Raw genomic sequence first — 19,244 nt, 5'->3', positions numbered from 1 at the left:
GCGTCAGCGGTGCTACCAGAGCACGTCCTACTTTCAGTAGGAAGAGTCCGTGCAACCCGGGCCTGGCGCTCCACAGTTCGGACGAGGTCCGGCACCCACCCAGGTGCCGGACCTCGTTCGCGTTCACGGGCCGGACGGCGCGGACGGCGGCGGGGGCAGCAGGCACGGGGTGTTGACCCGGAAGAGCAGCAGGCCTCCGGTCGTGGTCTGGACCGTGATCAGGTACCGGCTCGACGCCTGGGAGGCGTCGACGACCGTGTCCACCTTTCCGTCGGCGGTCTCGCGGTAGCCGTCGATCGTGAAGCCCTGCTGTTCGAGCATCGTGCGGACCTTGCGGACGGCCTCCGGATGCCGGTCGAGCGCGGCGGAGCTGTAGACCGCGTACGACATCGTGTACCGGCCGTCCTCGGCGACCTCGTCGTTCCTGCCGACGCAGTCGTTGAAGAACGGCTCGGCGCTGCCGGGATCGAGGGCGACGCCGGCGGTCTGCGCCATGTAGGCGGTCATGTGGTCGGCCCAGTCCTGGGCGTCCTGGCGGGCCTTGACCGGGAGCGGCGCGGCGGGACGGGGCACGGACATGCATCCTCCGAGGGTCAGGGACAGGCCGAGCGCTGTCACGGCGGCGCCCGGGCGCCGGATTCCGGCGCGGCCTGCAGCGGGTCGCGGCAGTGGGAACGGCACGGTGAAGTTCCTTGCGGCCGGGGGAGAGTGACGACGGTAGGTGGCCGGGCCGGCTCCCGTGCTCACGGGGGAAGCAGTGGGCTGTCGTGCTCCTTGGGAACCGTGGTCGGCTTCGCTCCGACGATGATCCGGCCCTGGTTGGCGAGGCTTTCACTGCCGCCGTCCCAGTACCCGCTGTGCCCGGAGGTGTCGACCCGGAGGTTGTTCCCGCCGAACCGGTCGGTCATCGGGTCGGCGCCGAGGCTGAGTCCCGCGGCGAGTTCGATCGGGTCGTCCGTTGCCCTGCCGGTCCAGAAGTGGCCCGGTTCGACGTGGAGTTGGTCGGAGCGCCGGACGGTCATCCCGGGACTCGCGATGGCGACGACGTCGTCGGCTCCCAGTCCGTCCCCACCCGCGGCGGCCGCGCCGACGAGCGTCGTCCCGTAGCTGTGGCTGAGGACCGAGAGGTGGCCGTGGTGGTCGCCCTGGGCGACCCGGGTGCCCTGGGTGAACCGGCGCAGGGCCTCGGCGCCGTCCTCGGCCCGGGTGGTGCCGGCGACGGAGACGTTCGGCTCCTGGAGGACGGGGACCTCGGGGGCGTCGTACCCGAGCCACGAGATCACCGACACGTTCTGGCCGCTCCCCTTCGACGCCTGCTTCGCGGCCTCCCGCAGGTCGTCGACGCGGGCGAGCTGGCCCGGTGTGCTGTCGATCGTCGTCCCGGTGCCGGGCACCAGGACGGCGGTGTGGTCGGCTGTGTCGGGGTTCCCCATGGCGATGATCGCCCGGCCGTCGCCGCCGTACGCCCCGGCGTCGTAGCCGAGCAGGAACAGCTGCTTGTCCTCGGCCGCGGTGTCGTGCGCGTCGAGCTGTTCCTTGAGCTTCATCAGGGACTGTTCGCGGGCGTTGTACGCGCCGGACGTGGTGCCGCCTCCGCTCGCGCGGCCGGCCTTCAGCCCGTCGAGCTCCTGGTCGAGGGCCAGCCGGTTCGCCTCGTCCCGGGCCGCTGCGGGCAGTCCGTCGAGGCGGCCGATCCGGTCCGGGTAGAGCGCGAGGTAGCTGCTGCGCTGCTCAGGTGTCAGCGACGTCCACCAGTCGGCGGCCTTCCGCGGGTCGGTGTTGTCGGGAATGTACGGACCGACGAGCCCGAGGTCCTTCGCGACGTCCTTCACGTCGGCGGCGGTCTCGGCGGCGGAGCCGAACGCCCTCGGCCGGGTCAGGACATCGGCGTCGAGGCGGCCGAGGGCGAGGCTGCCCCGGTCGCTCGCCTCCTTCGCCGCGGCCAGCGCCTTGTCGATCCGGTCCTGGACGTCCCCGCGCAGGGTGGCCAGCGCTTTGCGCGCGGGGTCGGACCTGGCCTCGGGGTCGTTCTGTTCGCCCTTGCCCAGTGGCGGCAGGTTCACCGTCCCGTCGGCGCCGACGGTCAGGCCCCACTCCTCGGCGCGGTGCAGGGCGTTGTTCAGATCGGTCTGCGCCTGGTGGATCCGGTCGGCGACGGTGTCCAGGGTGAGCGCGACCGCGGCGGACTCGACCCGCACGATCTCCAGGATCTGCTCGGTCCGGCCGAGGGTGTGGAAGGCGTTCCGTGCGTCCTCGCCCTCCCACTTCGCCTGCCGCAGCGGGCCGTTCACCTGGCTGCGGTGCCTGTTGCCGGCGCACTGGGCGCCGTCGGACAGTCCGCGCCACTCCTTGGCGGCATCGTGCAGCCCGGCCGGGTCGAACCCGAGCAGCAGCTCGAACAGGGTGCTCACCGGCCCGGCTTCTCCCATGCTTCGCCGATCCGCTGTTTCTGCCAGACCTCGGCACTGGCGTTCTCGTTGTGCGCGTAGGCCTGCGCCGTGGCGGTGAGGTTGTCGGCCGTCCTGCTGAGCCGGTCGCCGACGCCCGCCAGCACCGGCGCCCAGTTGCCCGCCACCTGGCCGAGCCGGGCGGCCACCGACCAGCCAGCCAACTGCCCGGCGGCCGTCCGGCCGGCGGCGACGGCCGTCTGACAGGGCTTCGCGAAGTCCTCGCCGATGGACCGGGCCACCCCCGCGGACATGTGGATCTCACCCGGATCGACCTTGATTCGGCCCACTGCTGCACTCCCTCCCGGAATTCCCACGGTCGGCGGCAAGCCTATTCGGTCGTCGGTGGGGGTCCGTCCGTACGGATACTCATGTACACCGGAGTGGTAACCCCGCGTCAGCGATGAGGATTCGCGCGGATTCACGCCATAGACTGGAAGGCTTGTGAGATCCGGAATGTGCGGCTTCATCGACAGGCCGACAGTCATATGACCATTCGGGCAATGCATCAGACTTCCGGTCGGACAGACCATACTCCGGACACGAACATGAGGAGTTTCCGACCTCTTGTGATTCGTATGCGGACAACAGGATTCAGAGACGACCGACTCGCACGCCCCGCACATCGGACCGACCCGAGTCCGGACGCCAACCGGGGCCCGGATCCCTGCACCGATCGACCGCCGGAGCTGCGGGCGGCGGACGGGCGTCACGGGCGGCGCGGGCGGCGGACGGGTGTCGTGGGCAGCCGAGGGACACCGCGGGGGCGGCCGACGGACGCCGTGAGGGCGGCCGAATGGTTGGCACGCTGTGCGAATCACCCGCCCCGCGACCGGTCGCCCCCGGAGGCCGGGAACCCGGTGTCCACCGGGCCGCGTCCTCGTCGTCGGCCGGAGTGTCGTAGGGTGCCGCGCCGACGGACACGGCCGACGGCCGGGGACGGCGGGCACGACAGGAACGGGGAGCACGGAACGATGGACGACCGGACAGAGCAGAGCGGCAGACCCGGCGGGAGCGGCACGCCCTCCGCCGTTCCCCCTGGCACCGCCGAGGACGAGCCCACCCGGGACGAACCCGGCCGGGCCGAGGACGCCCAGGACGAACCCGCCCGGGCCGAGGACGCCCCTCCGGCGGACGACGTCCCGCCGATCCAGGACGACGTCCCGCCCGTCGTCCAGGACGCCCCGCCGGCCGAGGACACCGTGGCCCACCAGGCCGAGGACACCGCGTCGCACCGGCCCGAGGAGACCGCGACGGCGGCGTCCGGGTCCGCGCCCGCCTGGGAGATCCCGGACTACGTCCACGAACGCGAGCTCGGCGCCGGGGCCAGCGGCCGCGTCGTACTCGCGCACCACCGGGAGACCGGTACGCCGGTCGCCATCAAGTACCTCCACGACCGCATCGGCACGCCCGCGCTGCGCGCCGAGGCCGAGGTCCTCGCCCGGATCGACTCCCCTCACATCACCCGGCTCTACGAGTACGTGGAGGGCGAGCGGGGCTCGGCCATCGTGATGGAGCTGGTGGACGGCATCGCCCTGCGCGACCTGCTGCGCGCGGAGGGCGCCACCACGGCGCAGGCCGCCCTGGTGGTGCTGAAGGGCTCCCTGCTGGGCCTGGCCGCCGCCCACGAGGCCGGTGTGGTGCACCGCGACTACAAGCCCGCCAACGTGCTCGTCGACACGGCCGGCACCTCGAAGCTGGTCGACTTCGGCATCGCGGTGCCCAGCGGCGACGACCGCGACATCTCCGGCACCCCCGCGTACATGCCCCCCGAGCAGTGGGCGGGCCGCCCGGCGTCGCCGGCCGGGGACGTCTACGCCGCCACCGTCACGTTCTTCGAGTGCCTCACCGGCGCCCGCCCGTACGGTGGCGCCACGATCGCCGAACTCGCCGTCCAGCACGCCGAGGCGCCGATCCCCGCCGACCTGGCGCCCGACCTCGTCCGGCCACTGATCGTGGCGGGTCTGGCCAAGGACCCCGAGGCCCGTCCCGACAGCGCGGCCGCGTTCGTGCGCGAGCTGGAGGCGGTCGCAACGGCCGGCTACGGGCCGGGCTGGGAGGAACGCGGCCGGCTCGACCTGCTCGCGTTGCTCGCCCTGCTCGCGGCGTTGCTGCCCGGCGCCGGCGTGGCCGGCGGCGCCACCTCGCTGGCGCACACCTCCCTGGGCTCCCAGGGCTCCGGCGCGCTGGGGTCCCAGGGTGCGGCCCAGGGCTCCGGCGCGCTGGGCTCCCAGGGCGCCGCACCGGCTCCCGGCGCCGCTCCGGAAGTCCCGGCCGACGGTGTCCCGGCCGACGGGGCGCTGCGCCGGGTCCCGGCCCGCCGCGGCGTCCTCGCACGCAATCGCGGCAAGGCCCTCACCGGTGTCGCGGCGGGCGCCGTCGCGCTGGCCACACTGGCCGGCCTGGCCGCCGCGGGGGCCACCGACGGCGGTGCCCGGACGGCCGTCGGCGCCGCCTCCCCGGAGGCGACCACCAGCATCGGCCCGCAGCAGCCGACGGACGGCGGCACCTCCCCCGCCCCGAGCGGGGACGGCGTCACCGTGAGCCCGACGCCGTCCGCGTCCGACCCGACGGCCTCGCCCTCGACCACCGCGACCACCGCGGCCACCCCCAGTGGCGCCCCCACCGCTTCGCCGAGCGCCAAGGCGCCCACGGCAGCGGCGGTACCGACCCCGTCTTCCCCCGGCCGGCCGGCCGCCCCGTCCACCCCCGCCGCACCGGCCCCCACCACGGCCGCGCCGTCGGCCCCCGTCACCACTCCGCCGAGCCCGAGCCCGAGCCCCACGGTCGCCCCCGCCACCCTGACCGTCGGCTCGGTCAACCTGGACTCCATGACGTGCAGCGGCCGTTGGAGCCTGAGCGCCACGGCCACGGTGACGGCCCAGGGCGTCGGCAGCGGGACGCTGACGTTCAGCTGGTACCACAGCTCGGGCGGCCGGGCGATCACCGTCGCCACCGACACCGTGCCGGTCCAGAACGGCACCGCCACCGTCACCCGCGCGCACGACTTCGGGTCGGCCGACACCTTCAGCACCTGGGGCGTCCGGGTCAGCACCACCCCCGCGGCGGCCAAGCAGGGCAAGACGTCCGCCGAGACGGCCGCCTTCCTCTGCAACCCGCCCCGCTGACACCCGGCCGCCGTCCACACGTCGTCCGCCGTCGTCCGCTGTCGTCCGCCGTCGCCCCTTCCGTTCCCCTTTGGTCCCCGCCGTCCGGTCCCGTTCCCGTCCTGGAGAAGCCATGTCCACGCCCCGCCCCGACTCCGCGCCCGACCCGGGCGCGGACACGACCGTCGCTCTCGGCGCGCGCCCGGCCACCGGCGGCGGCAAGGGGGTCGCACCCGGCGCAGGCGCCGGTCCCGACGAGGCGACCGTCCGACTGCCGCGGGGCGCGGCAGCGGAGGCCACGGTCCGCCTCACCAAGGCCGAAGCCGAGGCCGAGGCCGGGGCCGGGGCCGGGGCCGGGGCCGAGGACACGGAGGCGGGGAGCGCCACCTTCCTGGACCCCCGCGTCTGGGGCAGCGCCCCGCAGAGCGGGGAGACCGTCACCCTCACCGAACCGACGGAGGCCGAGGGGACGGAGGAGACGCACTCGACCACCACGCGGGCCGAGCCCCGGGACGCCGAAGCAACGCCCGTCGCACCGGCACTCGCACTCGCACCCGCACCCGCACCCGCACCCGCCGAAACCTCAGTCCCCTCCGTTTCCGCCTCCGTTTCGGCCTCCGCCTCCGCCTCCGCTTCGGCCATCGCCTCTCCGGAGGAACGCCCCCTCGCCCCGGGGGAGTTGCGCCGCTTCGGCCCCGGCGTCCCCCCGATGGCCGCCGCCGCGTGGCACGGCCGGACGGTGCCGGAGGCCGGGCAGCCGCGGCGCCCCCGCCGGACGTGGCGGTGGCTGGTACCGGTGCTCCTCGTGCTCCTGGCCCTCGCGGGCTTCCTGTTCTGGCGCCAGCTGCGCACCCCCGCGCTGGCCGTCACCGGCGTGACCGTGACCGCCGACCCGGCGAGCCCCGGCTGTGCGGCCACCGCCGTGGTCACCGCCGCGGTGGAGACCAACGGCGGTGCCGGCACCCTGCGGTACCGCTGGCTGCGCAGCGACGGCACCACCTCGGACGAGACCGCCCAGGACGTCCGTTCCGGCACGCACCACACCGACCTGGTGCTGCGGTGGAGCTTCGAGGGCCAGGGCTCGCTCCAGGCCACCGCGACCCTGCAGCTCCTCACCCCGACCGCCCGCACCGCCGCCGCCTCCTTCACCTACCACTGCGGCGGCTGAACCCCTCCCCCGGCCCCGGGTGCCACGGCCCGCGGGAACGTGGTGCGCGCCGCCGTCCCGGGGTGCGGGACGACGGCGCGACGGGTGCCGGGGCTTCAGGTCACGGGGTGTAGCTGACCCAGCCCTTGGTGACGGTGGTGCCCGGCGGGCAGTACAGGAGGACGTTCAGGAAATCGGTGTGCGGGCCGTCGCTGTGCGAGTAGCCGTTCGAACAGTTGACGTTGACCCACCACTTGGTGGTGCCCCAAGCCGAGCACGAAATGCCGTAGTACCACTGGCCGTTGAGGAATCCGATGGTCGGGGTGCTGCAGTTGAGGCTCTCGACGCGGGCCGGCGACGCCGTCTGTGCCTGGGCGGCCGGGGCCGCGAGGACCCCGGCCGCCGCGAACCCGGCCAGCAGACAGGCGGCGGCCGAGAGCCTCTTGCTCCTGATGTTCCTGCGCACGATTGGTTCCGTCCTCGTTGTCGGTGGTGACGGTGCCGCTGTGACCCGCGGCCGGGACGCGCCACGGCGAATATAGGGAGGGATCGTGAAGTTCCGCATATGACAGCCGCAAAGTCGCCACGGCGGTCGTACGCTGCCGCTTCACCGGTGTCCGGACGGCGGGTGCGCCGCGTGGGGTGCACCGGGTCGCGAGGGTCACGGGAACCGCACCCGACCGGGAACTCATCGGCCGAAAGCCACCGCCGACCGCACCCGCACAGCCCCACCTTCACGGCCCCGCCCCACCCTTGACGGCCCCCACCCCCCGCGACCCCACCCCTCGCGACCCCGCGCCGACGTGGCGGGCCCGGCTCTGCCGGGGTTCGCCGGTGGGCTGGTGAGGCCGGGTGGGTGGGGGTCTGGTTCATGCCGTCGACGATCGCGCGCGCCGTGATCGCCTGGGTGAAGACGACCGTGCCGAAGGGGATGCCGAGGCACTCGGCAGCCTCGGCGTACGCCAGGCCCTCCCACAGGCACAGCACCAGGACCTCACGCTCTGAGCGGCGCAGCGAACCCGGCGCAGCGAACCCGGCGCGGCGATCGCGGCGGCGATCCGGCCCCTGCGGCCGATCCGCCGCACGTCACCGCCCGGGCCCGTCACGGGGCTTCGTGGGGATCGCCCGCAGTGCGAGGAGTCGTGTCACCCCCGAAGGACCCGGGAGACCTCGTGGCTACGCCGCAACCGGCCGCGGCGCCCGAGCGCTTCTCCGGGGTGCGAGGACGAGGCCGAGCAGGCAGCCGGTGACCAGGCCCGCGCCGTGGTTGTTGTGCAACAGGCACAGCACCATCCCTGCCGCGGGAACGAGGAGGACGTACCAGACGCCCTTGAACGGCAGACCCAGGGCGTTCCTGCTCGACAGGCAGGTGACGGCCAGGGCGCCCAACAGCGCGCAGACGGCCACCGAGTCGCCGCCGCCTCGCGTCGACCATCCGGCCAGGCTGACCACGTGGGACAGGACGCCGCCGACGAGGAAGACGGCGAGGGTCCGCCACCGCCCCAGGACCGACTCGGTGACGGCGCCGACCACGAGCAGGGCCGACAGGTTGATCGCGATCTGCGTGATGCCCGAGGACTGCACCAGCAGTGCGGTCCCGGCCCGCCACCACTGCCCGTCCGACAGGGCGCCCGGTTGGCGCATCAGATCCTCGACGACGGCGGGGACCGCGTACTGGACCACGGCCATCACCGCCATCACGGCAAACAGCGCAAGAGTGACCCAGGGCCGCCGCAGCAGGGCGGCACGGGCGACTGCGAGCATGTCGCGCGGCCCGGCTCCGGCACGCGCCGAGCGGCCGGCCCCGGCCCCTTCCCCGGTCCCCTCCCCGGCCCCGGCCCCGGCCCCGGAGCCTTCCGCTGGGCTGACCAGTACCAGCGTCCGCAGTCCCACGCTGACCACCACGGCAGCGCTTGCATACAACCCGATTTCATGCGGCGACAACGCCGACACCCCCCGTCCGACCGATGACGGGGCAACCCGCCCCGTCCGCGGGGCCCATCCTCGCAATCGGGCGGAGCCCCGCACCAGCACAAATGATCACTGCCGGACCATGACGGGTGTCACACCGGAACGGCCGCCCGTGATCGGGGCCGGCGACCGGGCGCGGCCCGGGATGTCCAGGGCCCGGCGGGCGCCGGTCCGTACCGGGCTCGACCCTGATCCGGCTGCGGACATCAGCGACCACCGGGGAGTGGGTGAACGCCTCGCAGACCAGGATCAACCAGTCCGTCTCCGAGTCGAGGCAGGTCGACGCCTCGACCGGGGCGTGGCCGGAGACGGTCGAGCGCCGGTAGCGGCGGCCGGGCGACGACGCACGCCGAGCTGTCGGGCCGCGGCCCGGCGGGGGGCGGCCCCGGCCCCGCCCCGTGCCGGGACGCGTGTATCCACCGTGTATCAGGCAGTGCTCGATCGGCCGTCGACTCGTTGCGCGGAGCCCGGCCCGGGACCACCCGGAGGGGGCGAAGGAGGGCGCGACCGGCGGTGACCCGGGCGGCGAAACCCGGCCCGACCTGCGTGTTCGCGGTCGTGGCGGCACCACCCGCGCGCTTCGTGCGGTGCGACCGCCGCCTCCGGTGGCTGCCGTAGGGTTCCTCTCGGGTCGCCGCCGGTGTGGCAGTGCCGGGGCGACCGGTGCCTCGTGATCGTGCGTACAGGAGTCGTGCCCGTGTCCTTGTCCCTCCCGGCTCCGGGCTCTCCCGGTTCCACGGGTTCTCCGCAGCCCGTGCACGTCCTGCTGGTGGAGGACGACGAGCTGATGCGCAGGTCGTTCGCCCTCGCGCTGGAGCGCTACGGCTACGAGGTGACGGCCGCGGCCGACGGACTGTCGGGACTGGAACGGTTCCGCGACGGGGGCTTCGACCTGCTGATCCTGGACGTGATGCTGCCCGGTCTGGACGGGATCGGCCTGTGCCGCAGGGTGCGGGAGACCAGCCTGCTGCCCGTCCTGATGATGTCCGCGCGCGGTGACGGGCTCGACGTCGTCGCCGGTCTGGAGGCCGGGGCCGACGACTACGTCGTCAAGCCGGTGGAGACGTACGTGCTGGTGGCCCGGATCCGCTCGCTGCTGCGCCGGGCGACGTACGCGGCCGCCCCGGAGCCCGGGTCCGCCGTGGACGGGCGACCGCCGGCGGAGGGCGAGGTGCTGGTGTTCGGGGACCTGAGCATCGACACCGCCGCCTTGGAGGTGGCCGTCGCGGGGAGCCCGGTCGCGCTGACCCCGACCGAACTGAAGCTGCTGCTGGAGTTCGCCGCCCGCCCCGGCGTCGTCCTGGAACGGCACGCCCTGCTGCGCGACGTCTGGGACTACGGCTGGGACGGCGACAGCCGGGTCGTCGACCTGTGCGTGCAACGGCTGCGCCGGAAGGTGGGCCGGGACCGGATCGAGACGGTCCGCGGCTTCGGCTACAAGTTCAGGCGCTGAGGCCGGTGCGGGCGTTGCGCGGAGGGCGGCCGGTGCGGGTCTCCGGCGGGCGGTGGTCGGCCCGAGCGTCGCTGCGCTGGAAGATCGCCGCGCTGGCCGCGGTGACCGCCTGCCTGGTCGTGGCCACCGTCGGCGTCCTGGTACACCTGTGGACCGCGGCCGACGTGCGCAGCCGGGCCGACGCGCGGGCCGTCAACTCGCTCTACTCGGCCATGGACGTCTACCGGCGGACGGGCGCGTTGGCGGACGGTGCCGAACTCGACCCGGCCGATCTGCCCGCCGCACTGCGCCACCCGGCCGACGGCGACCGCCACACGGCCTACGACGGGCGCGTCGAGGGCAATCTGGGGCCCAGCGTCTGGGCCGCCCAGCGGACCGGCGGCCCGGGCAGCCCCGTCCTCGCCCTGCAGATCAACATGAGCAACGACCTCCACACCCTGCGCCGACTCGACGTCACCATGGTGACGGCCTCGCTGGTCGCGCTCGCGGCGGCGACGCCCCTCGCGGTCTACGGGGCCGGACTGCTGGCCCGCAGGCTGCGCCGGGTCTCGCGGACCGCGGTGCGGATCTCCGACGGCGACCTCGACGCCCGGACTGGGCCCGTCCCGGGGCAGGACGAGGTGGCCGACATCGCCGCCGCCGTCGACCTCATGGCCGACAGTCTCAGCCGACGGCTGCGCACCGAGCGCCAGTTCACCGCGGACGTGGCGCACGAGCTGCGCACCCCGGTCGGCGGGCTGCTGGCCGCCGCCGACCTGATGCCGCCCGGCGAGACGGAGGACCTGATCCGCGCCCGGGTCCGCGACCTGCGCGCCCTGGTCGAGGACCTGCTGGAGGTCTCCCGCCTGGACGCCGGTGCCGAGGAACCCGTCCGCGCGCGCGTACCGCTCGGCGCCGTCGTCGCCGAGGCCGTGGCGCGCACCGGCCTCGCCACCGAGGTCACCGTCACCGGAGCCGCCGGGACCGCCGGGACCGCCGGGACCGCCGCGACCGACAGGGGTGACGGGACCGACAGGACCGACGGGGCGGAGGACACCGGGGCGGGCCCGAGCGGAGCGACCGTCGAGACGGATCCGCGCCGGCTGGAACGGATCCTCGGCAACCTCGTCGTCAACGCCCACCGGCACGGCGCCGCCCCGGTGCTGGTCACCGTCCGGGACCGCACCGTCGTCGTCCGCGACCACGGCCCCGGCTTCCCCACCGACCTGCTGCTCCACGGCCCGCGCCGCTTCCACACCGGCACCCGGGGCCACGGCCCGGGCCACGGCCTGGGCCTGACCATCGCCGAGGGACAGGCGGGCGTGCTCGGCGCCGAACTGCGCCTGGACAACGCCCCGGACGGCGGCGCCGTCGCCACACTGCACCTGCCGGGCTGACCCGACCGCCCCGACGCCCCGACGCCCCGACGCCCCGACGCCCGACCGCCCCGACCGATGGGCGGTGTACGGAACCGATACGCAGCGGCGCCGCCGTCGACACACGGCGGCCCCGGCCCCGATACGTTCCCCGGACACCCTTTGAGTGCGCTCTTCCGCACGTGCAAAGGAGTCCCCGTGACCACCCGTTCCGTCCCCCCGTACACACCGCACGGCACGCCCGGGATCGCGGCCGCCACCACCGACCTGACGAAGGTCTACGGCAGCGGCGACACCCGGGTCGTGGCCCTGGACCGGGTGAACGTCGCCTTCCGCGAGGCCGAGTTCACCGCGATCATGGGGCCCTCCGGCTGCGGCAAGTCCACCCTGCTGCACTGCGTCGCCGGACTGGACACCCCCACCTCCGGATCCGTGCGGGTGGGTACCACCGAGCTGGGCCCGCTGGCGGACCGGCAGCTCACCCGGCTGCGCCGTGACCGGATCGGGTTCGTCTTCCAGGCGTTCAACCTGTTGCCGACGCTGACTGCGCTGGAGAACATCACACTGCCGTCGGACATCGCCGGACGCCGCCCGGACCGGCAGTGGCTGGACCGGGTGATCTCCCTGGTGGGCCTCGGCGAGCGACTCGGACACCGTCCCGCGCAGCTGTCCGGCGGCCAGCAGCAGCGCGTGGCCGTGGCCCGCGCCCTCGCCTCCCGCCCCGCGATCGTCTTCGGCGACGAACCCACCGGGAACCTCGACTCCCGGGCCGGGGCCGACATCCTCGGCTTCCTGCGCGAATCGGTGCACGAGCTGGGCCAGACCGTGGTCATGGTCACCCACGACCCGGTCGCCGCCGGGTACGCCGACCGCGTGCTCTTCCTCGCCGACGGCCGTCAGGTCGACGAGATGGACCGGCCCACGCCGGACCGGGTCCTGGACCTGATGCGGCGTCTGCCCGCCGGAGCCCCGCGCACCGGCTGACCTGCCCCTCCCTCCCACCCCGGGAGCAGTTCCCGACCCCGGACCCGCGCCGCGTCCATCGCCCGTCGCCCGTCGCCCATCGCCCATCGCCCGTCGCCCGTCGCCCGTCGCCTTCGAGGCGGCCACCCCGCCACCCACCCGGAAGCCCCATGCTGAGAACTGCGCTGCGCACCCTCCTGGCCCACAAGTCCCGCCTGGCCATGACGGTCCTCGCCGTCGGCCTCGGTGTCGCGTTCGTCAGCGGCACCCTCGTCTTCGCGGACTCCACCGCCGCGGCCCACCGTGCCGCCGCGTCGAAGAACTTCGCCGGCATCGCGGTGACCGTGACCGCGACGTCGCCCCCGCCGGGGGCGCCCGCCGAACCGCAGGCGGACGTGCTCGACGACGCCCTGGTCCGGACGTTGGCCGCCGTGCCCGGCGTCGCCACCGTAAGGCCGTCCGTCGACGGCTCGGCCGTCCTGAACGCGGCCGACGGCACCCCGCTGCGGGCCGGCCGGGCCTGGGCGCACCCGGCCGCCGCCTACGTCCCCGGCCCGGACGGCAAGGACGGCCGCTTCCCGCTCGTCGAGGGCCGGGCCCCCGCCGGCGACGGTGAGATCGCCGTGGACCGCGGCACCGCCGACGCGGGACGCCTCCGCCTCGGGGACACGGTCACGCTGGCCACCGACGGCCCGGTGATGACCGCACGGCTCGTGGGCGTCGTCACCACCGACGACACCCGGGTGACCGCCGGCGGAACCCTCACCCTGTTCGACCGGGCGACCGCCCAGCGGCTGTTCGCGACCCCCGGCCACTACACCGGCCTCGACCTGACCGCCGTGCCCGGCACCGCTCCGGCCGACCTCGCCCGCCGGGTCACCGGCCTGCTCCCGACCGGCCGCGCCGAGGCCACCACCGGCACCGCCCTCGCCGCCGGACAGGCCGTCCTCGTCGACACCCTGACCCGGGGCTACGAGAAGGTGCCGATGGTCTTCGCCGGGGTCTCCCTGTTCATCGGCTCGTTCCTCGTCGTCAACACCTTCACCATGCTCGTGGCACGGCGCACCCGGGAGATCGCGCTGCTGCGAGCGATCGGCGCCTCCCGCCGCCAGGTGTCCCGGTCCGTCCTGCTGGAGGCCACCCTGGTCGGCGTGATCGCGTCAGCGGCAGGCTTCCTGGTCGGCCTCGGCATCGCCGAGGTCCTGCCCGCCCTCCTGGGCACCGACGGGAGCACCCTGCCCCGGGGGCCCCTGGTGGTCGGCCCGCGCTCCGTCGCGGCCGCGCTCGCCGTGGGCGTCGGCGTCACGGTGCTCGCCGCGTGGCTGCCCGCCCGCCGGGCCGCGAAGGTCGCGCCCGTCGAGGCGATGCGCACGGGCGGCCGGCCGCCCGCCGCCGGCCGGTCCCGGATCCGCGGCCTGGCCGGTCTGACCCTCCTCGTCGCCGGCGCGGGCCTGCTGATCCCGCTCACCGGCGCCGAGGACGCCTCCGAGGCGAACCTGCGGAACGCCATGGCCGGCTGCGCCCTCCTCGTCGCCGCCCTGATCGTGCTCGCGCCGCTGCTCGCCGTTCCGGTGATCCGGCTGACCGGACGGCTGACCGGACGGCTGACCGGCCGCCTCGGAATCACCGGGCGCCTCGCCCGGGAGAACGCGCTGCGCGACCCGCGCCGCACCGCGGCCACCGCCGCCACCCTGCTGGTCACCACCGCGCTGGTCGCCGGGCTCGCCGTCATCGGGCACTCCACCGGGCAGGCCCTCGACCGCCGGGCCGCGGCCGGGCTCGGCGCCGACTACGTGATCGGCACCCGCTCCACCACCACCGGCATCGACCCGGCCGCCGCACGGCGGGTGGCCGACACACCCGGCGTGCGGACCGCGAGCCCCGTCGCCGACGCCACCCTGTTCACCGGCGGCGGTGTCCGGACGATCTCCGGCGTCGACCCCGCGACCGTGGACGCCGTCATGAAGCTCCGCTTCGTCAGCGGCTCCGCCAAGGACCTCGGACCGGGCCGGATCGCCGTCTCCGGCACCGTCGCCCGCGAGACCGGTGTGACCACGGGCGGCCTGCTCGACGCCCGGATGGGCCGCGGCGGGCAGTTCACCCGGTACACCGTCGTGGGCGTCTACCAGGACAACCCCGTCGCCCACGACGCGCTGGGGGCCCGTGCCGAGGTGGCGGAACACGGCTTCCTGCCCGGCTCCGTTCAGCGCGTCCTCGTCCGCACCGACGGCGGCACGGTCTCGAAGAGCGTCGAGGACCGGCTACGGGCCGCCGTCGGCAACAACCCGCTGCTGGACGTGCGGGACCGGGCGCAGATCGTCCGCGAGGCCGCCGGCACCGTGGGCGACCTGCTCGACGTGATGTACGGCATGCTCGCCATCGGCGTGGTCATCGGCGCGCTCGGCATCGCGAACACCCTGGCCGTGTCCGTCGCCGAACGGACCCGCGAGATCGGCGCACTGCGCGCTCTCGGCATGGACCGCACCGGGATCCGGCGGATGATCAGCCTGGAGGCGGTGACCGTCGCCGCCTTCGGTACCCTCCTCGGTCTGGCCGGCGGCGTGTTCGGTGCCTGGGCGGTCGGCTCGCTCGCCAACGGCGCGATCGAGCAGTACTCCCTGGTGCTGCCCTGGGGGACACTCCTCCTCGTCTGCCTGCTGTCCCTGGCGACCGGCGCGCTCGCGGCCGCCGTCCCGGCCCGCCGGGCGGCCGCCCTCGGCCCGCTCGAAGCCGTCGCGCGGGCGTGACGGCTCGGGCACCCGGTCCGGCGCGGGGCGCCACCGCAGCCGGACGGGGGGCCGACCGAAGCGGTTCGGGGCGGCCACCGAGGAATCGTGCCCGGCCGGTACCTTTCGGTATTCGTGGCGATCTTGCCCTGCTTGAGTGGGAACACCTCCGCAGCACGTCGGAGGACGTCCACATCCCTCGATGACAGGAAGAATCATGACGTTCTGTAGCCAGACGACCACCCCCGCCCCCGTGTCGGAGCAGCAGGGCCCCGCGCGCCGTTCGCGGCTGCATGTCGCGCTGGCCGGTGCCGCCGCCCTCGCCGTCGTCGGCGGCGGTGCGGTGCTCGCCGCCGACCACATCGCCGGGTCGTCCGACTCCGCGCAGCAGTCGCACAGCCTCGCCCAGGGCTGGAAGGGCCGCTACTGAAACGGTCCTGACACGGCCTGCGTGACGCCGCCGGTCGTTCCACGGCTGCGGCGGGCGCTGCTGTGGGCGCCCTGTTCCCGGCAGTTCACGATCCCGCACCGGCGGCACGCTCCTGCCGGCGGTGTCCAGCGGGTCGGCGGTGTCCAGCGGGTCAGCGGTGCTGCGAGCCCCTTCGGGGCGCCCGCGCCACCGCGTCCGGCCCGGTGAAGGCGGGGTCCGCGACGGCTCGGCCGGGCCGCCCCCCATACTGGGGGACCCCTCCCGGCCCGTCAGGGCCGGCACGGGCCCACCGGGTGGTGCCGATCGATCCGACCGATCGGCACCACCCGGTCCCGTGTGAGGCGTCCGGAGAGTCCGCCCGCACCGCGGGGACCCACCCGCCGCCCGGCGCTCCCCCACCGAAAGGCCCGCGCATGCCACCGATTCCCGCCGCCGCCCCGGACATCCCCGCCCCGGACGCCCCCGCCCCGGACGCCCCCGCCCCGGACATCCCCGCCCCCGGCACCTCCGGGCCTCAGCCCACCCGGCAGCCCGCACGGCGGCCCACGCCCCGGCTCGGGCCGGCCTACCGCTTCGTGGCCGCCGTCGGCGGTCTGGCCTGCCGCCTGGCCGGCCGCCCGGACTGGCGGGGCACCGAGCACTTCCCCCGGCAGGGCGGCTACATCACGGCCGTCAACCACAACTCGGTCTTCGACCCGTTCGTCTACGGGTACTTCCAGTACCGCACCGGCCTGCCGCCCAGGTTCCTGATCAAGTCCTCGCTGTTCACGCGGCCGCTCGTCGGCCCGCTCCTGCGGGCGGCCGGGCAGATACCGGTGGAGCGTGCGAGCAGCCGGGCGGCGCAGGCCCTGGACGGGGCGCGCGAGGCGCTCGCGCGCGGCGAGTGCGTGGCGATCTACCCGGAGGGCACCCTCACCCGGGATCCCGACCTGTGGCCGGGGCCGGGAAAGACGGGCGCCGCCCGCCTGGCACTGATGACGCGGGCACCGGTCGTCCCGGTGGCGCAGTGGGGCGCCCACCGCGTCGTCCCGCCGTACGGCCTCGGCGGACGACGGGTCAGGCTCCGGCCCCGGCCCACCTTCGTGGTGGCGGTCGGCCCACCGGTCGACCTCTCCGACCTCTACGACCTCGAACCCACCGCCGCGGTCCTGCACGAAGCAAGCGCGCGGATCATGGCGGCGATCACCGCCGTCCTGGAGGACATCCGCGGCGAACGGCACCCCGGCCACCCGGGCGGGGCCGGTACACCGGCCGCACGCCCCCTCGCGTCCTGACCGGCGGGCCGTCGAGCCCCGGCACACGGGAGCCCCGTCCCGCCCGTGTGGGAGAGTACGGGCGATCACGAATCCTGGGGGTGGATCGGTGCGCGCACGTCATCGCGCGGCAGTGGGGGCCGTTCTGGCGGTTCTCGGGGTGTCGGCCTGCTCGGCCGACCCGTCGGCCCGGCCGGTGACCGTTGCGTCCTCCGCCTCTACCGCCTCCGCCTCCGGGGCCGGCGTGCCGGACCGGCTCCGGGACGGGCTGCTGACCACGGACCGGCTCCCCAAGGGCTTCCGACTCCTCACGTCGGACGCCAACTCGACGACGACCGGCGCCCCGTACACCCCGTCGCCGGTCCCGATCACCGCGATGCCGTGCTCCGACCTCGGTGTCCACACCTTCATGACGGCCCATGCCCCGCCCCTGGAGGACGTGGCGGTGGGGTTGGAACGCACGCCGGTCGGTGACGACGACTTCGGCTGGTTCGGCCAGGAGGTGCTCGACCGGTACGCGCCCGGGCAGGCGGCCGCCGTCATGGCCGCCGTTCGCGGCGCCGCCGAGCGCTGCCCCTCCTACGCCTCAGACCCCCTCCCGGACGGGACGCGGATCCAGGAGACGGCCTCCGTCACGGCGGCCGGGGTGCCGGCCGACGACGGTCTGCTGCTCCACATCACGTCGACCTTCCCCGAGGACGGGAAGCAGTTCTTCGGCGTGACCGCCTTCGTCCGCCTGGGCGAGGTGATCCTGATAGTGCAGCAGAGTTCCGAGGACCAGCCGTCGTCGGATTCGGAGACCGTGCTCGCCGCCGCCGTGAAGGCGTACCGCTCCGCCGCCGCCGGCGGCTGACGCCGGCCACCGTCCCGTACCGAAGCCCCTGCCGGGAATCGCCAAGCTCCTCAGGAGTCCCCCTCCCCCGCCAGGGTGAGCCGTTCCGTCCTCAGGACGGAGGCGCCGCAACCGCGTCGACCACGATCGTGGAGTCAGCAAGGAACTCAGCGAGGCAGTCGGCGCGACAGCCGGCACGGCAGCGGCCACCGGACCGGTGGGCGACGTCCGACTGTCCGCACCGATTCGGGCGCTCGGACCAGGAGGACTTCCCATGACGGTTCGCTCCATTGCGGCGAGGCTGCACGGCCGGACGGCGGCGGGTGTACCCCGTTGGGCGGTCCGGGCCGCGTACGCGACCTCCCTGACCGTGTTGCCCGCCGGCCTCTGGCGGATCCTGAGCGTCGACCTGCGGTTGCCACTGATGGAGGCCCCGAGCGACGGCCGCCCGCCGCCGGCCTGGTTCGGCGGAGAGTGGTGGTACGTCATCGCGCTGAGCCTGACCAGCGAAGCCCTGGCGTTCCTCGCGGTCGGCCTGGTCAGCGAGTGGGGCGAGGTCTGGCCCCGGTGGATCCCCGGCCTGGGCGGCCGCCGGGTGCCGGTCCTCGCCGCCGTCATCCCGGCCGGGCTCGGTGCGACGGTGAACACCCTGCTGTGGCCGTACGCACTGACCATGATCAGCATCGGGCGCAAGATCAACGGCGACGTCAACCCCGGTACGAACCCGCACGGCTGGCAGGCCGTCGTGTTCTACGGCTCGTACTGGCCGCTGGCCGCCTGGGGGCCGCTGCTCGGCGTCCTCACCGTGCACTACTACCGCCGTCGCCGCGCCAGCGGGACCAGCGGGACCACCGGGACCGCCGGGGCCACCAGGGCCACCGGGGTCACCGGGGTCACCGGGGTCGCCGGGGTCGCCGCCACGGCGGGCGGGAGTGCGCCGGCGGTCGCGACGTCACGGTGAGACGCCGGCCCGGGGCGGTGCCTCCAGGGCACCGCCCCGGGCGTCCGGGCCGCCCGGCACCCGGCCCAAGCTCTGCGGTTCCTCAAATCTCTTGCCGTATACGGAGCATGTCGGTCACCATCCAGCCATGGCACGATTCCTGGACCTGAATACCAAGCGCAACTCCGTCCTGCTGATCCGGGACTCGGACACGGTCGCGGCGGCCCTGAAGCAGGCACTGGCCGAGGCCTCGCCGGAGGAACGCCCGGGCCTGGAACGCGCCGTCGCCCTCGTCGAGTCCACCGCCGCCGCCACGGAGACCCGGCTGCGCGCCACCTGGGTCCGCTCCCGGCTGGCCGCCGCCGGCTTCACCGGCGACATCGGCTCGGTCCACGCACTGAAGGCGCTGCGCCAGGCGGAGCCGAGCCTCAGCCTGCTGTCGGCGGTGGAGCTGCAGAAGGACGCGATGGCCGAGCCCGCCTGACCGCCACCGCCACCGCCCCACAATCGGACGGCGGACGGTACCCCGGATGCCCGGGCCGCTGAGCGGTCCGGGCATCCGGGGGTTTCTCCGGCTACGAGCGGCCCACCGGGTCCGGCCGGTCCCGACCCGTCCCGAC

16 protein-coding genes and 1 pseudogene are annotated in these 19,244 nt (G+C 74.9%); 11 read left to right on the top strand and 6 right to left on the bottom strand.

The genetic code is table 11. From position 1 onward, the window contains the following. Positions 1 to 123: 123 nt before the first annotated feature. From ACFV04_RS24975 to ACFV04_RS24965, 3 genes are all read right to left on the bottom strand, one after another. A complete protein-coding gene (locus tag ACFV04_RS24975; RefSeq protein ID WP_380532424.1) occupies positions 124 to 579 on the bottom strand; it encodes a hypothetical protein in 456 nt (151 codons plus the stop codon). 164 nt (positions 580 to 743) lie between these two features. Then, on the bottom strand, positions 744 to 2,411 hold the full coding sequence (locus ACFV04_RS24970) for an alpha/beta hydrolase (protein WP_380532421.1): 1,668 nt from the start codon (positions 2,409 to 2,411) through the stop codon (positions 744 to 746). Then, complete coding sequence (locus tag ACFV04_RS24965; RefSeq protein WP_360262500.1) at positions 2,408 to 2,737, bottom strand: hypothetical protein; 330 nt, start codon at positions 2,735 to 2,737, stop codon at positions 2,408 to 2,410. The genes ACFV04_RS24970 and ACFV04_RS24965 overlap by 4 nt, the downstream gene beginning before the upstream one ends. Before the next feature lie 684 nt (positions 2,738 to 3,421). Between ACFV04_RS24965 and ACFV04_RS24960 the strand changes: the two genes are divergently transcribed. Together ACFV04_RS24960 and ACFV04_RS24955 are read left to right on the top strand one after the other, a co-directional pair. Then, a complete protein-coding gene (locus tag ACFV04_RS24960; protein WP_380532418.1) occupies positions 3,422 to 5,575 on the top strand; it encodes a protein kinase in 2,154 nt (717 codons plus the stop codon). A gap of 112 nt (positions 5,576 to 5,687) precedes the next feature. After that, a complete protein-coding gene (locus tag ACFV04_RS24955) occupies positions 5,688 to 6,722 on the top strand; it encodes a hypothetical protein (RefSeq protein WP_380532415.1) in 1,035 nt (344 codons plus the stop codon). A gap of 100 nt (positions 6,723 to 6,822) precedes the next feature. Here ACFV04_RS24955 and ACFV04_RS24950 read toward each other — a convergent pair whose 3' ends face one another. The 3 genes and pseudogenes from ACFV04_RS24950 to ACFV04_RS24940 form a co-directional block, all read right to left on the bottom strand. Beyond that, a complete protein-coding gene (locus ACFV04_RS24950; protein ID WP_360262497.1) occupies positions 6,823 to 7,167 on the bottom strand; it encodes a hypothetical protein in 345 nt (114 codons plus the stop codon). Between the two features lie 449 nt (positions 7,168 to 7,616). Next, positions 7,617 to 7,727: pseudogene (locus tag ACFV04_RS24945) on the bottom strand (RNA polymerase sigma factor); the annotation flags it as partial. 150 nt (positions 7,728 to 7,877) lie between these two features. Beyond that, the gene (locus ACFV04_RS24940) at positions 7,878 to 8,465 is read right to left on the bottom strand and encodes a rhomboid family intramembrane serine protease (RefSeq protein WP_380532412.1); all 588 of its coding nucleotides are present in this window, start codon (positions 8,463 to 8,465) and stop codon (positions 7,878 to 7,880) included. A 994-nt stretch (positions 8,466 to 9,459) separates the two neighbouring features. Here ACFV04_RS24940 and cseB point away from each other — a divergent pair. The 9 genes from cseB to ACFV04_RS24895 all read left to right on the top strand — a co-directional run bounded on the left by cseB (position 9,460) and on the right by ACFV04_RS24895 (position 19,108). Continuing rightward, complete coding sequence (gene cseB, locus ACFV04_RS24935; RefSeq protein ID WP_380532471.1) at positions 9,460 to 10,125, top strand: two-component system response regulator CseB; 666 nt, start codon at positions 9,460 to 9,462, stop codon at positions 10,123 to 10,125. Between the two features lie 32 nt (positions 10,126 to 10,157). Then, positions 10,158 to 11,501 carry an ATP-binding protein gene (locus ACFV04_RS24930; protein WP_380349564.1) on the top strand — a complete coding sequence of 448 codons (1,344 nt, stop codon included), beginning with the start codon at positions 10,158 to 10,160 and terminating at the stop codon, positions 11,499 to 11,501. Positions 11,502 to 11,678: 177 nt separating this feature from the next. Continuing rightward, positions 11,679 to 12,464, top strand: coding sequence for an ABC transporter ATP-binding protein (locus ACFV04_RS24925; protein WP_380532409.1), 786 nt, complete (start codon positions 11,679 to 11,681; stop codon positions 12,462 to 12,464). Positions 12,465 to 12,613: 149 nt separating this feature from the next. Beyond that, a complete protein-coding gene (locus ACFV04_RS24920; protein ID WP_380532406.1) occupies positions 12,614 to 15,190 on the top strand; it encodes an ABC transporter permease in 2,577 nt (858 codons plus the stop codon). A 196-nt stretch (positions 15,191 to 15,386) separates the two neighbouring features. Beyond that, positions 15,387 to 15,599, top strand: a complete 213-nt coding sequence (locus ACFV04_RS24915; RefSeq protein ID WP_380532403.1) for a hypothetical protein — start codon at positions 15,387 to 15,389, stop codon at positions 15,597 to 15,599. A 413-nt stretch (positions 15,600 to 16,012) separates the two neighbouring features. After that, positions 16,013 to 16,873, top strand: a complete 861-nt coding sequence (locus ACFV04_RS24910; protein WP_380532400.1) for a lysophospholipid acyltransferase family protein — start codon at positions 16,013 to 16,015, stop codon at positions 16,871 to 16,873. Positions 16,874 to 17,096: 223 nt separating this feature from the next. Next, entirely contained in the window at positions 17,097 to 17,705 is a 609-nt protein-coding gene (locus tag ACFV04_RS24905) for a hypothetical protein (RefSeq protein ID WP_380532397.1), read from the top strand. 253 nt (positions 17,706 to 17,958) lie between these two features. Next, positions 17,959 to 18,645 (top strand): hypothetical protein, encoded by a 687-nt coding sequence (locus ACFV04_RS24900; protein ID WP_380532394.1) that lies wholly within the window; start codon positions 17,959 to 17,961, stop codon positions 18,643 to 18,645. Between the two features lie 127 nt (positions 18,646 to 18,772). Then, positions 18,773 to 19,108 (top strand): hypothetical protein, encoded by a 336-nt coding sequence (locus tag ACFV04_RS24895; protein WP_380349583.1) that lies wholly within the window; start codon positions 18,773 to 18,775, stop codon positions 19,106 to 19,108. Positions 19,109 to 19,244 lie beyond the last annotated feature (136 nt).

It is taken from the genome of Kitasatospora sp. NPDC059599, assembly GCF_042735125.1.
Taxonomy (GTDB): Bacteria; Actinomycetota; Actinomycetes; order Streptomycetales; family Streptomycetaceae; genus Kitasatospora.
The sequence above is the reverse complement of the archived record's forward strand: the minus strand, read 5'-3'. Positions and strand labels throughout refer to the sequence as shown.

Bases quoted from the DNA above. Each gene is read 5' to 3' on its own strand.
- ACFV04_RS24895 (WP_380349583.1), top strand. From the start codon at position 18,773: ATGGCACGATTCCTGGACCTGAATACCAAGCGCAACTCCGTCCTGCTG.
- cseB (WP_380532471.1), top strand. From the start codon at position 9,460: ATGCGCAGGTCGTTCGCCCTCGCGCTGGAGCGCTACGGCTACGAGGTG.
- ACFV04_RS24955 (WP_380532415.1), top strand. From the start codon at position 5,688: ATGTCCACGCCCCGCCCCGACTCCGCGCCCGACCCGGGCGCGGACACG.
- ACFV04_RS24900 (WP_380532394.1), top strand. From the start codon at position 17,959: ATGACGGTTCGCTCCATTGCGGCGAGGCTGCACGGCCGGACGGCGGCG.
- ACFV04_RS24915 (WP_380532403.1), top strand. From the start codon at position 15,387: ATGACGTTCTGTAGCCAGACGACCACCCCCGCCCCCGTGTCGGAGCAG.
- ACFV04_RS24920 (WP_380532406.1), top strand. From the start codon at position 12,614: ATGCTGAGAACTGCGCTGCGCACCCTCCTGGCCCACAAGTCCCGCCTG.
- ACFV04_RS24940 (WP_380532412.1), bottom strand. From the start codon at position 8,465: ATGCTCGCAGTCGCCCGTGCCGCCCTGCTGCGGCGGCCCTGGGTCACT.
- ACFV04_RS24975 (WP_380532424.1), bottom strand. From the start codon at position 579: ATGTCCGTGCCCCGTCCCGCCGCGCCGCTCCCGGTCAAGGCCCGCCAG.
- ACFV04_RS24960 (WP_380532418.1), top strand. From the start codon at position 3,422: ATGGACGACCGGACAGAGCAGAGCGGCAGACCCGGCGGGAGCGGCACG.
- ACFV04_RS24910 (WP_380532400.1), top strand. From the start codon at position 16,013: ATGCCACCGATTCCCGCCGCCGCCCCGGACATCCCCGCCCCGGACGCC.